Annotated in this window: 16 protein-coding genes; 9 read left to right on the forward strand and 7 right to left on the reverse strand. The window is 57.1% G+C overall.

Annotation, left to right across the window (positions count from 1 at the left end; all coding sequences use genetic code 11):
• Positions 1–169 precede the first annotated feature (169 nt).
• Positions 170–922, reverse strand: coding sequence for a bifunctional 2-polyprenyl-6-hydroxyphenol methylase/3-demethylubiquinol 3-O-methyltransferase UbiG (ubiG, locus tag GFB49_RS07305; RefSeq protein WP_153215198.1), 753 nt, complete (start codon positions 920–922; stop codon positions 170–172).
• 49 nt (positions 923–971) lie between these two features.
• Here ubiG and pip point away from each other — a divergent pair, with 49 nt between their 5' ends.
• From pip to infB, 6 genes are all read left to right on the forward strand, one after another.
• Positions 972–1,952 (forward strand): prolyl aminopeptidase, encoded by a 981-nt coding sequence (gene pip / locus GFB49_RS07310; protein WP_153215199.1) that lies wholly within the window; start codon positions 972–974, stop codon positions 1,950–1,952.
• Positions 1,949–2,785, forward strand: coding sequence for an ABC transporter substrate-binding protein (locus tag GFB49_RS07315; protein ID WP_153215200.1), 837 nt, complete (start codon positions 1,949–1,951; stop codon positions 2,783–2,785). Before pip ends, GFB49_RS07315 begins: the two co-directional genes overlap by 4 nt.
• A 187-nt stretch (positions 2,786–2,972) precedes the next feature.
• Entirely contained in the window at positions 2,973–3,566 is a 594-nt protein-coding gene (rimP, locus tag GFB49_RS07320; RefSeq protein WP_153215201.1) for a ribosome maturation factor RimP, read from the forward strand.
• On the forward strand, positions 3,566–5,182 hold the full coding sequence (nusA, locus tag GFB49_RS07325) for a transcription termination factor NusA (protein ID WP_153215202.1): 1,617 nt from the start codon (positions 3,566–3,568) through the stop codon (positions 5,180–5,182). The genes rimP and nusA overlap by 1 nt, the downstream gene beginning before the upstream one ends.
• 25 nt (positions 5,183–5,207) lie before the next feature.
• Positions 5,208–5,828, forward strand: a complete 621-nt coding sequence (locus GFB49_RS07330; protein WP_153215203.1) for an RNA-binding protein — start codon at positions 5,208–5,210, stop codon at positions 5,826–5,828.
• A gap of 8 nt (positions 5,829–5,836) precedes the next feature.
• Positions 5,837–8,344 carry a translation initiation factor IF-2 gene (infB, locus tag GFB49_RS07335; RefSeq protein WP_153215204.1) on the forward strand — a complete coding sequence of 836 codons (2,508 nt, stop codon included), beginning with the start codon at positions 5,837–5,839 and terminating at the stop codon, positions 8,342–8,344.
• A gap of 434 nt (positions 8,345–8,778) precedes the next feature.
• Here infB and mutT read toward each other — a convergent pair whose 3' ends face one another.
• From mutT to GFB49_RS07350, 3 genes are read right to left on the reverse strand one after another with little or no spacing between them, the layout of a single operon-like run.
• The gene (gene mutT / locus GFB49_RS07340) at positions 8,779–9,177 is read right to left on the reverse strand and encodes an 8-oxo-dGTP diphosphatase MutT (RefSeq protein ID WP_153215205.1); all 399 of its coding nucleotides are present in this window, start codon (positions 9,175–9,177) and stop codon (positions 8,779–8,781) included.
• The gene (gene argJ / locus GFB49_RS07345) at positions 9,174–10,400 is read right to left on the reverse strand and encodes a bifunctional glutamate N-acetyltransferase/amino-acid acetyltransferase ArgJ (RefSeq protein WP_153215206.1); all 1,227 of its coding nucleotides are present in this window, start codon (positions 10,398–10,400) and stop codon (positions 9,174–9,176) included. The genes mutT and argJ overlap by 4 nt, the downstream gene beginning before the upstream one ends.
• 4 nt (positions 10,401–10,404) lie before the next feature.
• On the reverse strand, positions 10,405–11,256 hold the full coding sequence (locus tag GFB49_RS07350; protein WP_153215207.1) for a peptidylprolyl isomerase: 852 nt from the start codon (positions 11,254–11,256) through the stop codon (positions 10,405–10,407).
• 178 nt (positions 11,257–11,434) lie between these two features.
• On the opposite strand from GFB49_RS07350, the gene secA reads away from it, so the two are divergent.
• The 3 genes from secA to GFB49_RS07365 all read left to right on the forward strand — a co-directional run bounded on the left by secA (position 11,435) and on the right by GFB49_RS07365 (position 16,721).
• Complete coding sequence (gene secA, locus GFB49_RS07355; protein WP_153215208.1) at positions 11,435–14,125, forward strand: preprotein translocase subunit SecA; 2,691 nt, start codon at positions 11,435–11,437, stop codon at positions 14,123–14,125.
• Positions 14,126–14,231: 106 nt separating this feature from the next.
• Entirely contained in the window at positions 14,232–15,146 is a 915-nt protein-coding gene (locus tag GFB49_RS07360; RefSeq protein ID WP_153215209.1) for a hypothetical protein, read from the forward strand.
• A gap of 24 nt (positions 15,147–15,170) precedes the next feature.
• Positions 15,171–16,721, forward strand: coding sequence for a phosphate ABC transporter substrate-binding/OmpA family protein (locus GFB49_RS07365; RefSeq protein ID WP_153215210.1), 1,551 nt, complete (start codon positions 15,171–15,173; stop codon positions 16,719–16,721).
• A 3-nt stretch (positions 16,722–16,724) separates the two neighbouring features.
• On the opposite strand, the gene radC is transcribed toward GFB49_RS07365, so the two are convergent.
• The 3 genes from radC to dnaK form a co-directional block, all read right to left on the reverse strand.
• Positions 16,725–17,489, reverse strand: coding sequence for a RadC family protein (gene radC / locus GFB49_RS07370; protein ID WP_153215211.1), 765 nt, complete (start codon positions 17,487–17,489; stop codon positions 16,725–16,727).
• Positions 17,490–17,612: 123 nt separating this feature from the next.
• Complete coding sequence (gene dnaJ, locus GFB49_RS07375) at positions 17,613–18,782, reverse strand: molecular chaperone DnaJ (protein ID WP_153215212.1); 1,170 nt, start codon at positions 18,780–18,782, stop codon at positions 17,613–17,615.
• A 75-nt stretch (positions 18,783–18,857) separates the two neighbouring features.
• On the reverse strand, positions 18,858–20,780 hold the full coding sequence (gene dnaK / locus GFB49_RS07380; RefSeq protein WP_153215213.1) for a molecular chaperone DnaK: 1,923 nt from the start codon (positions 20,778–20,780) through the stop codon (positions 18,858–18,860).
• Positions 20,781–20,912: the final 132 nt, after the last annotated feature.

Here is a 20,912-nt window from a genome sequence, read left to right on the forward strand (position 1 = left end):
TGAACACGAGGCCGCTTGGTCTTGCGAGTGGTGGTTTGGAAACTTCAAACCGTAATACCAGACTAATCTTTTTAAGCTTTGAAGAAAATGCCACAGAAGGCGTGGCAGCCCTATCCAAAAGGATAGGGAAAACCGTATATGTGCCGCAGTGCTTTGATCGCAAACGGGTTTACGTGGATGCGCCCTTTGTACTTGCCGTCGCGTAATTCACGCTCAGATCTCTGTCTGACAGGCTCCAGCTCCAGAGTATGGGATTAAAAACAAAGCCTTTGCGGTCAACCGGCGACATTCCGGACTGTGAAAGTAGATCAAACAGCTCATCTGGGGTGATGAATTTTGACCATTCATGGGTGCCGCGCGGCAGCCAGCGCATGATCACTTCGGCCCCGACAATTGCCATCGCATAGCTTTTGGGATTGCGGTTGATGGTCGAGCAAATCTGCAGGCCGCCGGGACGCAAAAGGGTGTGGATCGCGGTCAAATAGCTGAGCGGGTCCGCCACATGTTCGACGACCTCCATGTTCAGAACAACATCGAACTGCTCGCCTGCTTCGGCCAGGGCTTCGGCGGTTGTGTGACGGTAATCAATGTCCAATCCGGATTGTTCGGCATGTAGGCGGGCAATCGGTAGGTTCTTCTCGGCAGCATCCGCGCCAACGACGGTGGCACCCAGCCGCGCGACAGGCTCGCTCAGAAGGCCACCACCGCAGCCGATATCCAGGATGCGCAGGCCTTCGAAAGGGTTCGAACTGTTGAGATCGCGATCAAATTCAGCAGCAATTTGACCGGTGATGTAATCCAATCGACAGGGGTTAAGCATATGAAGAGGCATGAATTTTCCATTTGGATCCCACCATTCGGCAGCCATGGCCTCAAATTTTGCGATCTCAGACGGATCAACCGTGGTGTGAGGCGCTTGCATTCCTGTCTCCGTATGTTCTTTTACCTATAAGACGTTATATAGGCCTGTAATGGACAAATACCCTGACCAAAAGCGCGCAGTGCAATTTCTTTACCCGCCGATCGAACCCTTTGATCAGCGCATGCTGGATGTTGGTCAGGGCCACCGGGTTTATTTTGAGCAATCCGGCAATCCTGATGGCATCCCCGTCATCGTCTGTCACGGCGGCCCCGGTGGCGGCAGCAGCCCGGCGATGCGGCGGTATTTCGACCCGCAGGTTTACCGCGTAATTCTGTTTGATCAACGGGGCTGTGGACGGTCGCGGCCCTATGCATCCTGCGAATCCAACACGACCTGGCATCTGGTCGAAGATATGGAAGCGATCCGGCGCACGCTTGGGATCGAGAAATGGATCCTGTTTGGTGGCAGCTGGGGAGCCACATTGGCGCTGGTCTATTCGCAGTCACATCCCGGTCGGGTGACCCATATTGTTCTGCGTGGCGTTTTCCTGATGACGCAGACGGAATTGGACTGGTTCTACAGCGGTGGGGCAGGGCGGTTCTGGCCGGAAACATGGGCGCGTTTTATCAGCCTGGTGCCCGAGGATGAGCGCGATGACATCATTGCCGCCTATCACCGGCGTTTGTTTTCCGGCAACCGCAGCGAAGAAATCCGATTTGGCCGGGCATGGTCTGCATGGGAAAACGCACTGGCCTCGATCGCATCAAACGGCGTATCGGGAGAGCCGCCCAGCGAATACGCGCGGGCCTTTGCCCGGCTGGAAAACCACTACTTTATGAACAAAGGGTTTCTGGATTTCGATGGTCAGATCCTCGCCAATATGAGCCTGATCTCTCATATCCCCGGCAAAATCATTCAGGGGCGCTATGATATGATCTGCCCGCCGCAAGCGGCCTGGCGGCTGAGCGAACTGTGGCCAAACGCCGATCTTGTGATGGTGCGCGATGCCGGTCATGCTCTGTCAGAGCCGGGAATCAGCAAAGAGCTGGTCCGGGCCATGGACAGTATCGCTGAGGAAGACCTGGAATGAACCGCCTGGACCGCCGTGCGCTTTTTACATCGGGTGCCGCTGCTGCCTTGTTGGCCGCAACGGGCACATCGGTGCATGGAGCGCCGAAATCCGGCGGGACGCTGCGGCTTGCCCTGCCACGGGACGGTGGCATGATGGCGGATCTTGCGCGCTGGGCCAGCCACGATGCTTTGGTTGAAATCGGGCCCGACGGTGTTTTGCGCGGTGAACTTGCTGCAGCCTGGCGCAGCGATGCAACCGCACGGCAATGGTGGTTCGACCTGCGACGCGATGCGCAATTCCTCTCGGGGCGCGATGTGTCCGTGTCGGATGTGGTGGCGTCGCTCAAGCGGGGGCTTGATGGTGTTGCGGCGGTGGAGGCTGAAGGCGCGGCCCGCATTGCCATCACGCTTTGCATTGCCAATCCGCATTTCCCTTATTTGCTGGCATCCGCCGATTTTGCCATCACCGAAGGCGGTGTGGATCTGGCGGCGCTGGATCAGCGCACCGGCAGCGGGTGTTATCAGATCACCCGTGCCAATGCAGATCGGGACTTCCGGGCCGAACGGCGCCGGGACCATTACAAGGACGCGCAATCCGGTTGGTTTGATGCGGTCGAAGTGACGGTGATACCGGATCCCAAAATCCGGGCGGAGGCCCTGCGTGATGGGTTTGTCGATGTAGCAGCCTTTCCGGCCGCACAAATGTTGCGGGACCGTCGCGACCTGACCTTTCACCCCTCGGTCGAGGATATGCAGCTGGTCGCCCATCACGGCGTTGGCGTCCCCCGAGTCATCGGTCGCGCCGCAGCTTTGGATGATGCGCGCCTGCTTGAACGTTGGTGGATGGTCTGACCTCGCCAGATTCGCCAATACACTTGGTGGGTTAGGCGGATAATCTGCCAAAGCAGAGGTTTTCCTTGCAGACTCGGGGGGAAACCCCTATATCACGTCTCAACAGCGGCACGTCGGGCTTAGGTTCGAAGTACCACCGGTAAAGACAGACGGGCCGCGCGCCCGTTTTTTTGTGTTTGGACACCCTATGACCAATGATCTGATTGCCAAAGCCGCCATTGATCGGCGCCTGGCCGAAATCATCTCTCCGGTGATTGAGGACCTGGGGTATGAGCTGGTGCGTATTCGCCTAATGTCAGGCAAGACAACAATCCTTCAGGTGATGGCAGACAAGCCTGAAGGTGGTATCGAAGTGGACGATTGCGCGGAGATTTCCAATGCAATCAGCGCCACAATGGATGTCGAAGACCCGATCCTGGATGCCTATACGCTTGAAGTTTCAAGCCCCGGTATCGACCGCCCGCTGACCCGCCTGAAGGACTTTGACATGTTTGAAGGCTATGAGGCAAAGCTGGAAACCACCGAGCTGATTGATGGCCGTCGTCGGTTCAAAGGCGAGTTGGCCGGGATCGAAGGAAATGAGGTGCTGATCAATATTCCGGAACATGGTGAGACGGTCACCATTGGTCTGGAGTTTGATTGGCTGAGCGATGCCAAACTGGTGCTGACCGATGATTTGATCTCGGAAATGCTGCGCCAGCGCAAGGCGGCAGGAACTTTGAACGAAGACGCATTCGACGAAATTGAGACCGAAGAAGGGTCCGAAGAGGAGACGAAGTAATGGCGATTACCTCTGCAAACCAGCTCGAGCTGTTGCAAACCGCCGAGGCCGTGGCGCGTGAGAAAATGATCGACCCCGGTCTGGTGGTTGAGGCCATGGAAGAGAGCCTCGCCCGGGCGGCCAAAAGCCGTTACGGCTCTGAGATGGACATCCGCGTCTCGATCGACCGCAAAACCGGTCGCGCCACCTTTACCCGTGTGCGCACCGTTGTGGATCCTGAAGAGCTGGAAAACTACCAGTCGGAAATGACGCCAGAGCAGGCCAAGCAATATATGTCCGACCCGCAGGTTGGTGACACTTTTGTTGAGGAAATCCCGCCGGTTGAGATGGGCCGGATCGCGGCGCAGTCTGCGAAACAGGTGATCCTGCAGAAGGTGCGCGAAGCCGAGCGTGACCGTCAGTACAATGAATTCAAAGATCGCGCTGGCACTATCATCAATGGACTGGTGAAACGTGAAGAATATGGCAATGTAATCGTGGACGTAGGTGCCGGCGAAGCCATCCTGCGCCGCAACGAAAAGATCGGTCGCGAAGCATATCGCCCGAACGACCGTATCCGCTGCTTTATCAAAGACGTGCGCCGCGAACAGCGTGGCCCGCAGATCTTCCTGAGCCGCACCGCGCCGGAATTTATGGCTGAGCTGTTCAAGATGGAAGTGCCGGAAATCTATGACGGTGTGATTGAGATCAAAGCTGTCGCTCGTGACCCCGGTTCGCGTGCCAAGATCGCGGTTCTGTCTTTTGACGGCTCCATTGATCCGGTAGGTGCCTGTGTGGGTATGCGTGGTTCGCGCGTGCAGGCCGTTGTGAACGAGCTGCAGGGTGAAAAGATCGACATCATCCCGTGGAACGAAGATCAACCGACTTTCTTGGTGAACGCGCTGCAACCGGCCGAAGTGTCCAAAGTTGTTCTGGACGACGAAGCGGGCAAAATCGAGGTTGTGGTTCCCGAAGAACAGCTGAGCCTGGCCATTGGCCGCCGCGGTCAAAACGTGCGTCTGGCGTCGCAGCTGACCGGTCTGGACATCGACATCATGACTGAGGCGGAAGAATCCGCCCGCCGTCAGAAAGAGTTCGAAGCCCGCACCGCGCTGTTTATGGACACGCTGGATCTGGACGAATTCTTTGCGCAGCTTCTGGTATCAGAAGGCTTCACCAACCTGGAAGAAGTTGCCTATGTCGAGCTGGACGAACTGTTGGTCATCGATGGTGTGGATGAAGGCACCGCCGAAGAGCTGCAGGCCCGTGCGCGCGATTATCTGGAAGCCCAGGCCAAAGCCGCACTGGATGCGGCTCGTGCCATGGGTGTCGAAGACAGCCTTATTGAATTTGACGGTCTGACACCCCAAATGGTGGAAGCCCTGGCCAAGGACGGCGTAAAATCGCTTGAAGATTTTGCCACCTGTGCCGACTGGGAACTGGCCGGCGGCTGGACCACAGTGGACGGTCAGCGGGTCAAAGACGACGGTATTCTGGAACCTTTCAACGTCAGCCTCGAAGATGCGCAGGATCTGGTTATGACCGCCCGCGTGATGCTGGGTTGGGTCGATCCGGCTGAGCTGGAAGCGGCGGACGAAGACGCCGAAGATACTGAAATTGAAGAGGGTGAAGCCTGATATCCAGGCTTTGGGAGTGTATTGAATGGGTCGCGCAGGCGTCAAAAAAGAACAGGTCGACGGGGGCGAACGTAAATGTTTGGCTACCGGAGAGGTCCAGCCCAAACAGGGTCTGATCCGCTTTGTTCTGAGCCCGGATATGGAAGTTTTCCCGGATGTTCTGGGGAAACTGCCGGGCCGTGGCGTCTATGTCTCGGCCCATCGTCCCGCGCTGGAAACGGCGATCAAAAAGAAACTCTTTGCACGGGGCTTTAAGTCTCAGGTAAAGATGCGCGATGACCTTATTGCTGAGGTCGACACGCAAGTTGCACGGCGTTTGGTTGATCTGATCAGCCTCGCACGTAAGTCCGGTCAGGCGATCTCGGGGTACGAGAAGGTCAAAGACTGGCTGATGAAAGAAGAAGCAAGGATCCTGTTGCAAGCGTCTGACGGGTCTGCGCGTGGAAAGTCCAAACTGAGCACACCTTATAAGGGAAAGTTTGTCGGTTGCTTAACGGCAAATGAGCTTGGGATGGCATTTGGACGCGAAACTGTCATACACGCGGCCCTCGCCTCTGGTGGACTCAGCAAACGTGTTGTAGAGGAAGCGCAACGACTGCAAGGGTTGCGCGAAGCGAAGGGCGGCACGGGCCGCACGGAAGGATAAAGAGCTTTATGAGCGATAATGACGGCAAAAAGACATTGGGTTTGCGTGGTTCTCGTCCTGGGAACGTGAAACAGAGTTTCAGCCACGGGCGGACCAAGAATGTCGTGGTGGAAACCAAACGCAAGCGCGTCGTGGTTCCCAAGCCGGGCGCCGGAAAGTCAGGTGGTGGTGTTGGCGGCTCGGGTGATGCATCGCGTCGCCCCGCAGGCATTTCTGATGCAGAAATGGCACGCCGTCTAAAAGCTCTGCAAGCGGCAAAAGCCCGCGAAGCAGAAGAAGCCGCACAGCGCGCAGCCGAAGAAAAAGCCCGCGCCGAAGAGCGTGAGCGTCGCCGTGCCGAGGCCGAGGCGAAAGAACGCGAACAGCGTGAAGCTGAAGAGCGTGCCCGCCAGAAGGCGGAAGAGGAAGAGCGCAAGCGTGCCGAAGCTGCCGAGGCTCAGAAACGCGCCGCCGCGCAGGCCGCCGCTGCTGCTGAGAAGAAAAAGGCCGAACCCGCAGCCGCTGCTGGTGCAGGTGCCGCGCGCCCAAGCCCGGCCTCAAAACCGGCTGGTGCTGCAACTCCGCGCAAGTCTGATCGCGAACGCGAAGAGCGTGGCCGCGGCAAAGGTCGCGACGAAGGCCGCCGTTCCGGTAAGCTGACGCTGAGCCAGGCGACAGGTGGCGAAGGCGGACGTCAGCGTTCGGTTGCATCCATGCGCCGCAAGCAGGAACGCGCCCGTCAAAAGGCAATGGGAACGGTTGAGCGTGAAAAGGTTGTTCGTGACGTTCAGCTGCCCGAGGCAATTGTCGTGTCCGAGCTTGCCAACCGTATGGCAGAGCGCGTTGCAGATGTCGTGAAATCGCTCATGAACATGGGCATGATGGTTACGCAGAACCAAACCATTGACGCTGACACCGCTGAGCTGATCATCGAAGAATTCGGCCACAAGGTTGTCCGCGTGTCTGATGCCGACGTTGAAGATGTGATCCAAGACGTTGATGACACAGACGAGGATCTGCAGGACCGTCCGCCAGTGATCACCATCATGGGCCACGTTGACCACGGTAAAACCTCGCTTCTGGACGCAATCCGCAACGCCAAAGTTGTGGCTGGTGAAGCTGGCGGCATTACCCAGCACATCGGCGCCTATCAGGTGAAAACCGATGATGGCGTGACACTGTCGTTCCTGGATACTCCGGGCCACGCGGCCTTCACCTCGATGCGCTCTCGTGGCGCGCAGGTGACGGATATTGTTGTGCTGGTTGTGGCAGCCGATGACTCGGTCATGCCGCAAACGGTCGAGGCGATTGCCCACGCCAAGGCGGCGGGTGTTCCGATGATCGTTGCGATCAACAAAATCGACAAACCGGCTGCGGATCCAAACAAAGTGCGCGCAGAACTGCTGCAGCACGAAGTGATCGTGGAACAGATGTCTGGCGACGTTCAAGACGTTGAAGTGTCTGCACACACCGGCCAAGGTCTAGATGCTCTGCTGGAAGCAATTGCGTTGCAAGCGGAAATTCTGGAACTGAAAGCCAACCCCGATCGCGCGGCCCAAGGTGCCGTGATCGAGGCACAGCTGGATGTGGGCCGTGGTCCTGTGGCTACCGTTCTGGTCCAAAAAGGCACACTGCGCCAAGGCGATATCTTTGTTGTCGGTGAGCAATACGGTAAGGTCCGTGCGCTGATCAACGATAAGGGTGAACGCGTCAAAGAGGCGGGCCCATCGGTTCCGGTTGAGGTTCTGGGTCTCAATGGCACGCCTGAGGCGGGTGACGTTCTGAACGTGACCGCAACCGAAGCGCAGGCGCGTGAGATCGCGGAATACCGCGAACAGGCCGCCAAGGATAAGCGCGCCGCAGCCGGTGCAGCGACCACGCTGGAGCAGCTGATGCAGAAGGCAAAAGACGACGAGAACGTCTCGGAGCTGCCGATCCTGGTTAAGGCGGACGTTCAAGGTTCTGCTGAAGCGATCGTTCAGGCGATGGAGAAGATCGGCAACGACGAGGTGCGCGTGCGCGTTCTACACTCGGGCGTTGGTGCGATCACCGAAACCGACATTGGTCTGGCCGAAGCCTCCGGTGCACCGGTTATGGGCTTTAACGTCCGTGCCAACGCATCCGCGCGGAACACCGCCAACCAAAAGGGTGTTGAGATCCGTTATTACTCGGTGATCTATGACCTGGTGGACGACGTAAAAGCGGCTGCCTCTGGTCTGCTGTCTGCCGAGATCAAAGAGAACTTTATCGGTTACGCGACGATCAAGGACGTGTTCAAAGTATCCAACGTCGGCAAGGTTGCCGGCTGTCTGGTTACCGAAGGTGTGGCGCGCCGCTCTGCTGGTGTGCGCCTACTGCGCGACAACGTTGTGATCCACGAAGGCACGCTGAAAACCCTGAAGCGCTTCAAAGACGAAGTGGCCGAAGTTCAGTCTGGTCAGGAATGTGGTATGGCGTTTGAGAACTACGATGACATTCGCGCCAACGACGTGATCGAGATCTTTGAGCGCGAAGAAGTCAAGCGGACGTTGGACTGATCTGAACAGCATTAGGAAGTGATGAACCCGGCCCTCAGTGCCGGGTTTTTCTTTGGGCTCAGGAACTGTGAAAAAACCATAAAAAAAGAAGGCGACCAACGGCCGCCTTCCTTAATCAGTGTGAGTGGTGGTCTTCAAACCAGTTAGACTGGTTTGCCTTCGTAAACTTTTTGGCCCACTTTTACAGCGATCTTGCCATTTGGCAGCGCCCGCAAAAATACACCCTGAACAGACACATAAGTACCCATTGTGATAGTCCGGATCATGAAACGCCCTCCCGTTAAGATCCAAAATCGAGAAGTATGGTCTTGCAGAACCATGCTTTAGGATAGAGATTAACAAAAAGTTCACAAACTAAGCCAGAAAAACTTGTTTCCGATTAAGAAAAAGTCACTTTGAAAACGTAACCTTCCCGTGAATCCGGAAACAAAAACCTATAGCCAGTCGCGCAGTATAGGAATCAGTGGAATATCGGCCGGGGGCATGTCGTAATTTCGCAGATCACGGGGAATCACCCATTTGAGCGTCTGCCCTTCTTTGCCTTGCGGGATGCCCTCCCACTTGCGGCAGGCAAACAACGGCATAAGCAGGTGGAAATCATCATAAGTGTGGCTGGCAAACGTCAATGGTGCCAGACAGGACGACCATGTGTTGATCCCCAGCTCTTCTTGCAGTTCCCGGATCAAGGCCGCCTCAGGGGTTTCGCCAGGCTCAACCTTGCCGCCCGGAAATTCCCACATGCCAGCCATGGATTTCCCCTCAGGTCGTTGGGCCAGCAAAACACGCCCGTCCACATCAACCAGCGCGACCGCTGATACCAATACCGTTTTCATGAGCGATAATCCGCGTTGATCGAAATATATTGATGCGTCAGGTCGCAGGTCCAGACGGTCGATGTCCCGGACCCAAGTCCCAGATCGATGGAGATCAGGATCTCTGCTTTCTTCATCTCAGCCGCGCCAAGCTCTTCGCGGTAGTTGTCGCTGACCCACCCTTTTTCAGCGACCAGAACCTCGCCAAAGGAGATCGACAAAAGATCCCGGTCTGCTTCTGCGCCGGATTTGCCGATGGCCATGACTACACGACCCCAGTTGGGATCTTCACCTGCGATGGCGGTTTTAACAAGCGGTGAGTTTGCGACAGACATCCCGTGTACTTTGGCCTCGGCATCCGAAACAGCGCCGGTTACGCGAATTTCCACAAACTTGGTCGCACCCTCGCCGTCGCGCACCACCTGATGGGCCAATTTCTTCATCACCACATGAAGCGCACGTTCAAAGGATTCATTGTCGGTGGCGTCCACTCCGGCAGCCCCTGTTGCGGCGACAAGCAGGCTGTCCGAGGTTGAGGTGTCGCTGTCCACGGTGATGCTGTTGAACGTCTTATCGGTCAAACGAGCCAACATGTCCTGCAACGCGAACTGATCATAGGCTGCATCGGTGAAGATATAGACCAGCATGGTCGCCATATCCGGGGCAATCATACCTGAACCTTTGGCGATGCCCGCGATTGATACGGTCTTACCCGCAATCTCCACGGTTGCCTCGGCCCCTTTGGCAAAAGTGTCTGTGGTCATAATGGCGCCGGCGGCGGCCTCGATCCCAAAGGGGGATTGCGCCTGTGCCAGCGCTTCCAGCTGGGCGGTAATCTTGTCATGCGGCAAGGGTTCGCCAATCACCCCGGTCGATGAGGTGAACACCCGGTTTTGCGGCACATGGGTCGCTTGCGATACGGCGGCAGTGATTTCTTCAACCGATGCCTGGCCGTAATGCCCGGTAAAGGCATTGGCATTCCCAGAGTTCACCAGGATCGCTGCGCCTTGGTCAGAAGGTTCCCCCAGTTTCGCCTGACAATCCAGAACCGGCGCTGCACGGGTTTTGGACGTCGTAAAGACCCCGGCGACGGCGGTGCCAGGCTGCAAGACAGCCAGCATCACATCATCGCGGTCTTTGTATTTCACGCCAGAAGCTGCCGTGGCAAATGTGACGCCCTTAATCACCGGAAGCTTGGGGAAGCTTTCCGGTGCCAAAGGGGAAACTGGAAGTGAACCACCCATGTGTTTAGTTCCTTATGAGGCTCAGGTCTTTGATGATCTCTGGTGAGAGATCTTCGATTTCAGGACGCAGGATGTCCGCTTTTGTGGTCAGCGCGTCAACATGGCTTTCGACGGCGGACTGGCGCAATGCATTGGAAATCTGTTCGCGCACCACTTCATATTCCGGCGCTTCGGTTTTGCGACGTTCGGTCAGCAGAATGACATGCCAGCCAAATTGGGTTTGAACAGGCTCGGACACCTCACCATTGCTGAGGTCCAGAACAGCGGTTTCAAATTCCGGCACCATCTGACCCAGGCCAAACCAGCCCAATTCACCACCGTTGGGACCGGACGGGCCGGTTGAACGCGCCTTGGCGAGGGTTGCAAAATCCGCCCCTGCATCTAGCTCTTTTTTGATTTCGGCTGCTTCTGCCTCGCTTTCCACAAGAATGTGAGAAGCGTTGAATTCATCGCTACCTTCGCCGGTGGCGTAGGTTTCGTCATACGTTGCGCGGATCTTTTCTTCGGTTGCGGCTTTTTCCATGACGTTCTGAACAACTTCCTGCGCCAGAAGCGTGCGCATTTCATTGTCGACCGTCAGCTGCACATGGGCGGGAACTTCGCCATGCAGCTCTTGTTTCAATGCGGTCTGCTGGATCAACTGGTCCAGAATCGCCTTGTACAGCACATCGGGCGGCAGTTGTTTATACTGCTGTGGCAGGGCTTCATGGGCGATAATCATATGGCCCAAAGTGATGTCTTCGCCGTTTACGGTCGCAACAACGGAATTGGCATGTGGAGCTGCGTTGACAACGCCCGGCAGCGCGAGTGCGGCTGCCAGAGCAATTGCTGGCAGAAAAGTGAGGCCTTTGCGCATTGAAATCTTCCTATTCTGTTCGGACCACGGGCCGTGGCGTTGACACTGAAATATCTGACCCTTACATCGCCTAGAGGCCGATGGCGGGACCGTCTTATCCACCTTTGTTTATGGGTTGCGAGCTGAGCGGGCAAGTCCGGCTTTTGACACGGCCAATGACAGACACGTTGGAGAACACATGCTGGGTATCGGAACTCTCGCCAAAAAGGTTTTCGGCACACCGAACGACCGGAAGATCAAGGCGACGCGGCCGTTGATTGCACAGATCAACGCGCTGGAACCCGAGTTTGAGAAGCTCAGTGACCAGGGCCTGATTGACAAGACCGAAGAGCTGCGCAAGCGGGCGTTGGAGGGCGAAAGCCTGGACAATATCCTGCCTGACGCCTTTGCAAACGTACGCGAAGCGGCCAAGCGGGCTTTGGGTCTGCGCGCCTTTGACACGCAGCTGATGGGCGGCGTCTTCCTGCATCAGGGCAATATCTCGGAAATGAAAACCGGTGAGGGTAAGACCCTGGTGGCAACTTTCCCGGCCTATCTGAATGCGCTGACCGGCAAAGGGGTGCATGTGGTTACGGTGAACGAATACCTGGCCAAACGCGACAGCGAATGGATGGGTAAGGTTTTTGCGGCTCTTGGCATGACCACCGGTGTCATCTGGTCCGGCCAGCCCGATGATCAGAAACAGGCGGCCTATGGGTCGGATGTGACCTATGCCACCAACAACGAGCTGGGGTTTGATTATCTGCGCGATAACATGAAGCCAAGCTTGGATCAGGTGTTCCAGAAATACCATAATTTTGCGATTGTGGACGAGGTCGACTCGATCCTGATCGATGAGGCGCGGACACCGTTGATCATTTCGGGCCCTGCCGAAGACCGGTCCGATCTGTACACCACCATCGACCAGCTGATCCCCGAGCTGAACGACGATCATTATGAGATTGACGAAAAGACGCGCGGTGTGACCTTCACCGAAGAGGGCAACGAAGCGCTGGAACAGATCCTGCGGCAACGGGGCCTGTTGGACGCGGAGGCGTCGCTTTATGATCCCGAAAGCACCACAATTGTTCACCACGTGAACCAGGCGCTGCGGGCCCACAAGCTGTTTGCCAAAGACAAGGAATATATTGTCCGCGACGGCGAAGTTATCCTGATCGATGAATTCACGGGTCGTATGATGCCGGGGCGTCGCCTATCCGAAGGCTTGCATCAGGCGCTGGAGGCCAAAGAAGGCGTTAGCATCCAGCCGGAAAACACCACGCTCGCCTCGGTCACTTTCCAAAACTACTTCCGTCTTTATGACACGCTGTCCGGCATGACCGGTACCGCGATGACCGAAGCGGAAGAGTTTATGGAGATCTACGGCCTTGGCGTGGTTGAAGTTCCGACCAACAAGCCGATTGCCCGTAAGGATGAGGACGACCAGGTTTACCGGACCGCCGGTGAGAAATATCAGGCCATGATCAATGACGCCAAAGCGGCGCATGAAAAAGGCCAGCCGGTTCTGCTGGGCACCACCTCGATCGAGAAATCCGAACTGCTGAGCCAGATGCTGCAAAAGGAAGGCATCGAACATAACGTTCTGAACGCCCGCCATCACGAGCAGGAAGCGCAGATCGTGGGGGATGCGGGCCGTTTGGGTGCGGTGACCATCGCAACCAATATGGCGGGTCGCGGTACTGACATTCAGCTGGGTGGCAACGTCGAGATCAAGGTGATGACGGCGCTGGAAGCCAACCCAGACGCCGACCCTGTTGAGCTGCGTGCTGCAGAAGAGGCGAAACATGCAACCGAGAAAGAGAAAGTTCTGTCGGTTGGCGGCCTGTGTGTGCTGGCGTCCGAACGCCACGAAAGCCGCCGCATCGACAACCAGCTGCGTGGCCGTTCTGGTCGTCAGGGGGATCCAGGTCTGACCCGTTTCTACCTCAGCCTCGAAGACGATCTGATGCGTATCTTTGGGTCCGAGCGTTTGGACAAGATGCTGTCGACCCTTGGCATGAAAGAGGGTGAGGCGATTGTGCACCCTTGGGTCAATAAATCGCTGGAGCGCGCGCAGGCAAAGGTCGAAGGCCGCAACTTTGACATGCGGAAAAACGTTCTGAAGTTCGACGACGTGATGAACGACCAGCGTAAGGTGATCTTTAATCAACGCCGCGAGATCATGGCCGCCGACAATCTGGCGGATGTTGTCTCTGATATGCGGGACGAAGTCGTGGACGATCTGCTGGACGTGCATATGCCGCCCAAGACCTATGCCGACCAATGGGACATGGATGGGTTGCATGAAGCCGTGAAGGAAAAGCTGGGCCTGGATGTCCCAGTTCAGGACTGGGCCGCCGAGGAAGGCGTGGATGACGAACAGATCCGCGAACGCCTGATCGAAGCGTCGGATGCCAAAATGGCTGAAAAGGTTGACTCCTTTGGCGACGAAGGCATGCGCAACATTGAAAAACAGGTGCTGCTGCAGACCATCGATGCCAAGTGGCGTGAGCATCTTCTGACCCTTGAACATCTGCGTTCGGTTGTTGGTTTCCGGGGCTACGCCCAGCGGGATCCGCTGAACGAATACAAAAACGAAGGGTTCCAGCTGTTTGAAAACATGCTCGACAGCCTGCGTGAAGATGTGACCAAGCAGATCAGCCACGTGCGTCCGATCACCGAAGAAGAGCAGCGCCAGATGTTGATGGAGATGGCCGCGCGTCAGGCTGCCATGCAACAGCCTGTGGCCGCTCCGGTCGAGTTGGTGGAAGAACCTCTGGAAGGGTTTGACGAAAACGATCCAACCACATGGGGCAACCCGTCGCGCAACGACAAATGCCCCTGCGGGTCCGGCAAAAAGTTCAAACATTGCCACGGTCGCCACAGCTGACCGCTTGGGTTTAACTAAAACCTACAAGATTTCGTCGAAAGGTGGCCACGAGTTGGCCACCTTTTTTGTCCATGCTTCCTTAACCCAATGAGTCCAGGAGGCCGGGATGGTGAAACCACGCGTAATGATGTTGGCAGGTGCAACGCTCTGCGCTGCCTTGTCCATCGGTTTGTCGATGCAGCCGCAGGTTCTGTTCCAAATTCTGGAGAAAACACTCCCTTCTACCAGCACGTCTGTTGCCGCTGCACAGGATCCCAGCCCATTGCCGGATGATCCTGAGGTTCCCTTGGTTCTGGAAAACATCACGCTGACAGCGGCACCACATGTGGTTGAGGTCGCGCCGGAAGCGTCGCGTGACGTTCTACCAACCTGTGAGATCACTCTGGACACGCAGCCATCGGTCAATGCGATGGTTGAACTGGCGATGTCCGCTCCCTGTTCGAGCAATCAGGGCGTAACCGTTCATCACAGCGGCATGATTTTCAAAATCGCCTTGGACGTTGAGGGACGCGCAACCGTGGTCTTACCCGCGCTCAAGGAACGCGCGGTCTTTCTGGTTGAAACGTCAGATGGTCATAGCGCCAGCGCGGTTGAGACGATTGCTGACTTTTCAGCATTTGACCGGGTGGTTCTGCAGTGGGGCGGAACCGGCGGGTTTGAGCTGCACGCGCGTGAATTTGGTGCATCCTACGGCGAAACGGGCCATGTCTGGTCCGGGGCTGCATCTAACGGTGCGGGGGCTGTTTACCTGTTGGGCGACGCATCCCTGCACAGCCCGTTAATGGCCGAAGTCTATAGTTTGCCGAAAGGGATAACGGCTTCCGGACCCGTTGAATTGACCGTCGAAGCAGAGATCACCGATCTGAACTGCGACCAAACTCTGGCGGCGCAGACACTGGATCTGCGCGATGGAACCCTGCGCAGCCGTGACCTTGTGCTCAACATGCCAAGTTGCGATGCCAACGGTGACTTTCTGGTGTTGAATAATCTTGTCGAAAACCTGACAATCGCGGCGAATTAAAACGCGATTTTATCAGGGCTTCTCATGGCAATCCTTCGTGCGGTGGTTTCCGCCGCACTCTTTCTCTTGATCCATTTAAATTCCGCAGCCGCGCAGGATGTCACGCTCTCCTCCCCTGATGGCGCTGTGGAGATCACTGGCAATCTGCTTGGCTTTGACGGCGAATTTTATCGGGTGGATACCCAATTTGGCGAACTGACCGTCGACGGATCCGGGGTCAGCTGTGACGGTCCCGGGTGCCCCAGCCTGTCAGATTTTGTTGCCGAGATTACACTGTCTGGATCTGCGGCCATGGCTGAAATTCTATTGCCTGCGCTGATCGAAGGATATGCGTTGCGCAACGGCTATCAGACGCACCGCAATAGGCTGCGTGACGATAATTTTGAATATCTCCTGCGCCGCCCCGGAGGCACAACGGCAGCCCGGTTTGTCTTTGCGGTTGCCAATACGGATCGTGGCTTTGCTGATTTGCTGGATGATGCCGCTGATATCGTCATGGCCCAGCGAGAGATCCGACCAAGCGAGCTGGACCGGGCGCAAAGCCTGGGAATGGGTGACCTTAGCGTTCCGTCGCGCAGCCGGGTATTGGCGCTGGATGCTTTGGTGCCAATGGTCGCGCCGGATAATCCGGTTCAGGACATCGATCTGTCGCAACTGGCGGCTGTGCTCAATGGGACGGTCACCAATTGGTCCGTGTTGGGTGGCCCGGATGCGCCCATCTCGCTGCATCTGCCGCTAAGCGGTGTTGGTATCGCCCAATCGATCGAGGATCAGTTCGGCTTGTCCGTCGATGTTCTGTCCACTGCACAGCAGCATGAACGGATGGATGCGTTGGCGCGGTTTGTGTCCATCGACAGTTTTGCCCTTGGTGTTGGGCTTTTTTCCCAGACCGGCTCTGCGCGCCCTCTGCGGTTGACCGGACCCTGTGGTTTTGCGCTTGAAGTCGGACGGCGCGCGATCAAGACCGAGGATTACCCGGTCACCGCTCCTTTGTTCCTGTATCTGCCTGCCCGCCGCCTGCCCAAAATCGGGCGTGAGTTTCTGTCCTATGTCCGGGGTCCTGCGGCGCAGATCGTAATCCGTCGCGCGGGTTTTGTCGACCAAGCGCCAGAGCATATCGCGTTAAACCGTCAAGGTGTGCGGCTTGCCAATGCCATTTCCGCTGCCGGATCCGAGGTTGGATTGCCTGAGCTTTCGCGCATGGTCGACGCCTTGCAGGGGATGGACCGGTTGACGACCACCTTTCGGTTTGAAACGGGATCGACGCGGCCCGATGCGCAGTCGCGTGGCAATATCGAACAGCTTGCGCGAGATCTGGCCGCAGGTGTCTATGATGGGCGCAATATCACCTTTGTCGGCTTCTCTGATGGCGAAGGGCCCGCCGCCGGAAACCGCGATATCGCGCTGAGGCGTGCGACGGCGGTGCGGGATGCTGTGATCCAAACCGGTGAGACGATCGATCTGTCCCTAGTGAATGTGTCTGTCGAAGCCTTTGGCGAAGCGATGCCGATGGCCTGCGACAGCAGCGATTGGGGCCGCAAAGTGAACCGCCGGGTGGAGGTCTGGGTGCGCTGACCCTCACAGGTAACCGTGGCTGCGAAAGCTCAGCTCCTGTGACTTTCCAATGATCAGGTGATCATGCACCGTGATCCCCAGCGGGGTCAGCGCAGCGGCAATCTGTTCGGTCATCGCGATATCGCTGTCGGAGGGGGTTGGGTCACCTGAGGGGTGATTATGGACCAAGATTATGGCGCTGGCATTGTGTTCCAATGCGCGTTTGGCAACCTCACGCGGATAGACCGGAACATGATCCACGGTGCCGCGCGCCTGCTCTTCATCAGCGATCAGGACGTTTTTGCGATCCAAGTATAAAACGCGAAACTGTTCCGTTTCCAGATGCGCCATGCTGGTGTGGCAATAATCCAAAAGCGCATCCCAGCTGGAGATCACCTGCCGCTGCATGATCCGCGCCCGTGCCAGCCGTTGGGCTGTGGCCGCCAGAATCTTGAAATCGGTGATAACGCCGTCGCCGACCTCGGGCACCTGGGCCAGACGTTCGGGGGGTGCAGTGATGACCCGGTTGATGTCGCCGAACTGATCAAGCAGCCGCCGCGCCAAGGGTTTGACATCTTTGCGCGGGATGGAGCGGAACAACACCAGCTCCAAAAGCTCATAATCCGGCATTGCCGCCGCACCGCCGCGCATGAACCGTTCCCGCAGCCGGGCCCGATGATCGCGGATATAGGATGGAAGTTTGCCCGCAACGGGGGGCGGCCGGTCTGGCTGTTGACCGTCCCCAAACAACGGGAGTGGTTTGTCCTGAAATCCGCGGGGCTGTTTCATGTGGCCAAGGTTTCGCCATAAGCCTTGCCACGGGGTTAACGCGACGACGACCCCAGTTGGTTTGACGCAGATTTACCGGCAGTCCGAAACGAAGAACGCCCCCCGAAGGGAGCGTCATCCTTGTTAGCCTTTCATCCCGTCCCAGAAGCCCTTCACCGAAGAGAAGAAGCTGCGGCTTTCGGGATTGTTGTTCTCTTCCGAGATTTCCTCAAACTCCCGCAGCAGTTCTTTTTGCCGAGGGGTGAGGTTGACAGGCGTTTCAACCGCCAGCTCGATGAACATATCGCCGACACCGCCGCCGCGCAGGGCGGGCATGCCCTTGCCGCGCAGGCGCATTTGACGACCTGATTGGCTGCCTTCGGGGATTTGAACCCGACCACGTCCACCGTCGATGGTTGGCACTTCGATGGCACCGCCCAAGGACGCTTTGGCCATCGAGACCGGAACCCGGCAGTACAGATTGTCGGCTTCACGCTCGAACAAATCATGTGCTGCGACTTCAACAAAGATATAAAGGTCACCCGGAGGGCCACCCCGCAGACCGGCTTCGCCTTCGCCAGCCAGGCGAATACGTGTACCGGTTTCGACACCTGCCGGAATGTTCACGGACAGCGCGCGTTCTTTCTCAACGCGGCCATGACCGTGACAGGTCTTACAGGGGTTCTTGATGATCTGGCCGAGGCCGGAACAGGTGGGGCAGGTGCGCTCCACCGTAAAAAACCCTTGTTGCGCGCGAACCTTGCCCATGCCGGAACAGGTCGGACATGTGGTGGGCTCAGCGCCGCCTTCGGACCCCGTGCCGTCACAAGACGAACAGGGCACCGAAGTGGGCACCTTGATGGTTTTTTGGATACCCGCAAAAGCATCTTCCAGCGTCACCCGCAGATTATAGCGCAGATCGGCGCCACGGGATGCGCGTTGACGTCCGCCACCGGCACCGCCGCCACGTCCGCCGCCCATAAAGTCGCCGAACAGGTCATCAAACACATCCGAGAAGGCCGAAGAGAAGTCGCCGCCCTGGCCGCCAAAGCCTTGGCCACCACCACGCGGGCCGCCGCCCATACCTTGCTCAAAGGCTGCATGACCAAAGCGGTCATAAGCGGCCTTCTTCTCGGCGTCCTTCAGAACTTCATAGGCTTCGTTGACCTCTTTGAACTGGGCTTCCGCATCCGGGTTGTCAGCATTCCGGTCGGGGTGCAGTTCTTTGGCCTTCTTGCGAAACCCTTTCTTGATCTCATCCGCGCTGGACCCTTTGGCCACGCCGAGAGTTTCGTAATAGTCACGTTTTGACATCGGTCTACCCCTACTGCCTCAACGAAAGCGGGCCGGTCCGGGGTCCGGACCGGCCCGTCTTGGCCAAAACCAAGATTAGCGCTTATCGTCGTCCAGGTCTTCGAATTCAGCGTCGACGATATCGTCAGCGCCCGGACCGGCAGCTTCATCTGCTGCTGCGGGCTCTGCTTCGCCTGCTTCTTCGGCCTGTGACTTATAGATCGCTTCGCCCAGCTTCATGGCTGCTTCGGTCACGTTCTGGATGCCGCCTTTGATCTTCTCAGCGGTGGATTTCTCGTTCTCCAGATCGTCTTTCAGAGCGGCTACGGCCAGTTCGATCGCCTCAACAGTGGACGGGTCCACTTTGTCGCCATGCTCTTCGATCGACTTCTCGGTCGAATGCACCAGGCTTTCGGCTTGGTTCTTGGCTTCGATCAGCTCGCGACGTTCCTTGTCCGCCTCGGCATTGTCTTCTGCATCTTTTACCATCTTTTCGATGTCGTCATCCGACAGACCGCCAGACGCCTGGATCGTGATCTGCTGCTCTTTGCCGGTTGCCTTGTCTTTGGCGCCGACAGACACGATGCCGTTGGCGTCGATGTCAAAGGTCACTTCGATCTGCGGCATACCGCGCGGTGCGGGCGGGATTTCTTCGAGGTTGAACTGGCCCAGGATCTTGTTGTCCGCAGCCATTTCACGCTCACCCTGGAACACGCGGATGGTTACGGCGTTCTGGTTGTCTTCGGCGGTCGAGAAGACCTGAGACTTTTTGGTCGGGATCGTGGTGTTGCGGTCGATCAGGCGGGTGAACACGCCACCCAGGGTTTCAATTCCCAAGGACAGCGGTGTCACGTCCAGAAGAACAACGTCTTTGACGTCGCCTTGCAGAACACCGGCCTGAATTGCGGCGCCCATGGCCACCACTTCATCCGGGTTCACGCCTTTGTGGGGCTCTTTGCCAAAGAACTTGGTCACCTCTTCGATAACCTTCGGCATACGGGTCATACCGCCAACCAAAACCACTTCGTCCACGTCAGAGGCGGACAGGCCCGCGTCTTTCAACGCTGCGGCGCAAGGCTTCATGGAGTTCTTGATCAGGTCGTTGACCAGGCTTTCCAGCTTGGCACGGGTCAGTTTGATGACCATGTGCAGCGGTTGGCCGGTGCCCGGATCCATCGAGATAAACGGTTGGTTGATCTCAGTCTGGCTGGCTGAAGACAGTTCGATCTTGGCTTTTTCAGCGGCTTCTTTCAGACGCTGCAGAGCCATCTTGTCTTTGGTCAGGTCGACGCCGTTCTCTTTTTTGAACTCATCCGCCAGGTAGGACACGATGCGCATGTCAAAGTCTTCACCACCCAGGAAGGTGTCACCGTTGGTGGACTTGACTTCAAACAGGCCGTCGTCGATTTCCAGGATGGTCACGTCGAAGGTACCACCGCCAAGGTCATAAACCGCGATGGTTTGGGTGTCTTCTTTGTCCAGACCATAGGCCAGCGCGGCTGCGGTTGGTTCGTTGATGATCCGCAGAACTTCCAGACCGGCAATTTTACCGGCGTCTTTGGTCGCCTGACGCTGGGCGTCGTTAAAATAGGCCGGAACTGTGATAACCGCTTGGGTCACATCTTCGCCGAGGTAGGATTCGGCGGTCTCTTTCATCTTGCCCAGAATGAAGGCAGAGATTTGCGACGGGGAGTATTTCTCACCCTTGGCTTCAACCCATGCGTCGCCATTGCCGCCATTGATGACGGAGAACGGCAGGTGTTTTTTATCCTTGGCCAGATCCGCGTCATCTGCGCGGCGGCCGATCAGACGCTTCACACCAAAAATTGTGTTGTCCGGGTTGGTCACGGCCTGACGTTTTGCAGGTTGACCCACCAGACGCTCTTCGTCGGTAAACGCTACGATCGACGGGGTGGTACGTGCGCCCTCGGCGTTTTCAATAACGCGGGGCTGCGAGCCGTCCATGATGGCCACACAAGAGTTCGTTGTACCCAGGTCGATCCCGATAACTTTGCTCATCTTCGATCCCTTTTTTCCTTTAAGGCGATTACGCGAGGCCCGAACCCGTTGTGGCATCCTGACCCCGATCACGGCGTGTTTGGCTTAAACCATGCCGCGTCGAAGCGTATATAAGGAGCACAATTCGTCCCT

It is taken from the genome of Tritonibacter litoralis (assembly GCF_009496005.1).
In the GTDB taxonomy this organism is placed as follows: Bacteria; Pseudomonadota; Alphaproteobacteria; order Rhodobacterales; family Rhodobacteraceae; genus Epibacterium; species Epibacterium litoralis.

Bases quoted from the DNA above. Each gene is read 5' to 3' on its own strand.
- radC (WP_153215211.1), bottom strand. From the start codon at position 17,489: ATGAAACAGCCCCGCGGATTTCAGGACAAACCACTCCCGTTGTTTGGG.
- argJ (WP_153215206.1), bottom strand. From the start codon at position 10,400: ATGGGTGGTTCACTTCCAGTTTCCCCTTTGGCACCGGAAAGCTTCCCC.
- GFB49_RS07365 (WP_153215210.1), top strand. From the start codon at position 15,171: ATGGCAATCCTTCGTGCGGTGGTTTCCGCCGCACTCTTTCTCTTGATC.
- GFB49_RS07360 (WP_153215209.1), top strand. From the start codon at position 14,232: ATGGTGAAACCACGCGTAATGATGTTGGCAGGTGCAACGCTCTGCGCT.
- GFB49_RS07350 (WP_153215207.1), bottom strand. From the start codon at position 11,256: ATGCGCAAAGGCCTCACTTTTCTGCCAGCAATTGCTCTGGCAGCCGCA.
- dnaJ (WP_153215212.1), bottom strand. From the start codon at position 18,782: ATGTCAAAACGTGACTATTACGAAACTCTCGGCGTGGCCAAAGGGTCC.
- pip (WP_153215199.1), top strand. From the start codon at position 972: ATGGACAAATACCCTGACCAAAAGCGCGCAGTGCAATTTCTTTACCCG.
- nusA (WP_153215202.1), top strand. From the start codon at position 3,566: ATGGCGATTACCTCTGCAAACCAGCTCGAGCTGTTGCAAACCGCCGAG.
- ubiG (WP_153215198.1), bottom strand. From the start codon at position 922: ATGCAAGCGCCTCACACCACGGTTGATCCGTCTGAGATCGCAAAATTT.
- dnaK (WP_153215213.1), bottom strand. From the start codon at position 20,780: ATGAGCAAAGTTATCGGGATCGACCTGGGTACAACGAACTCTTGTGTG.
- mutT (WP_153215205.1), bottom strand. From the start codon at position 9,177: ATGAAAACGGTATTGGTATCAGCGGTCGCGCTGGTTGATGTGGACGGG.
- GFB49_RS07330 (WP_153215203.1), top strand. From the start codon at position 5,208: ATGGGTCGCGCAGGCGTCAAAAAAGAACAGGTCGACGGGGGCGAACGT.
- GFB49_RS07315 (WP_153215200.1), top strand. From the start codon at position 1,949: ATGAACCGCCTGGACCGCCGTGCGCTTTTTACATCGGGTGCCGCTGCT.
- infB (WP_153215204.1), top strand. From the start codon at position 5,837: ATGAGCGATAATGACGGCAAAAAGACATTGGGTTTGCGTGGTTCTCGT.
- secA (WP_153215208.1), top strand. From the start codon at position 11,435: ATGCTGGGTATCGGAACTCTCGCCAAAAAGGTTTTCGGCACACCGAAC.
- rimP (WP_153215201.1), top strand. From the start codon at position 2,973: ATGACCAATGATCTGATTGCCAAAGCCGCCATTGATCGGCGCCTGGCC.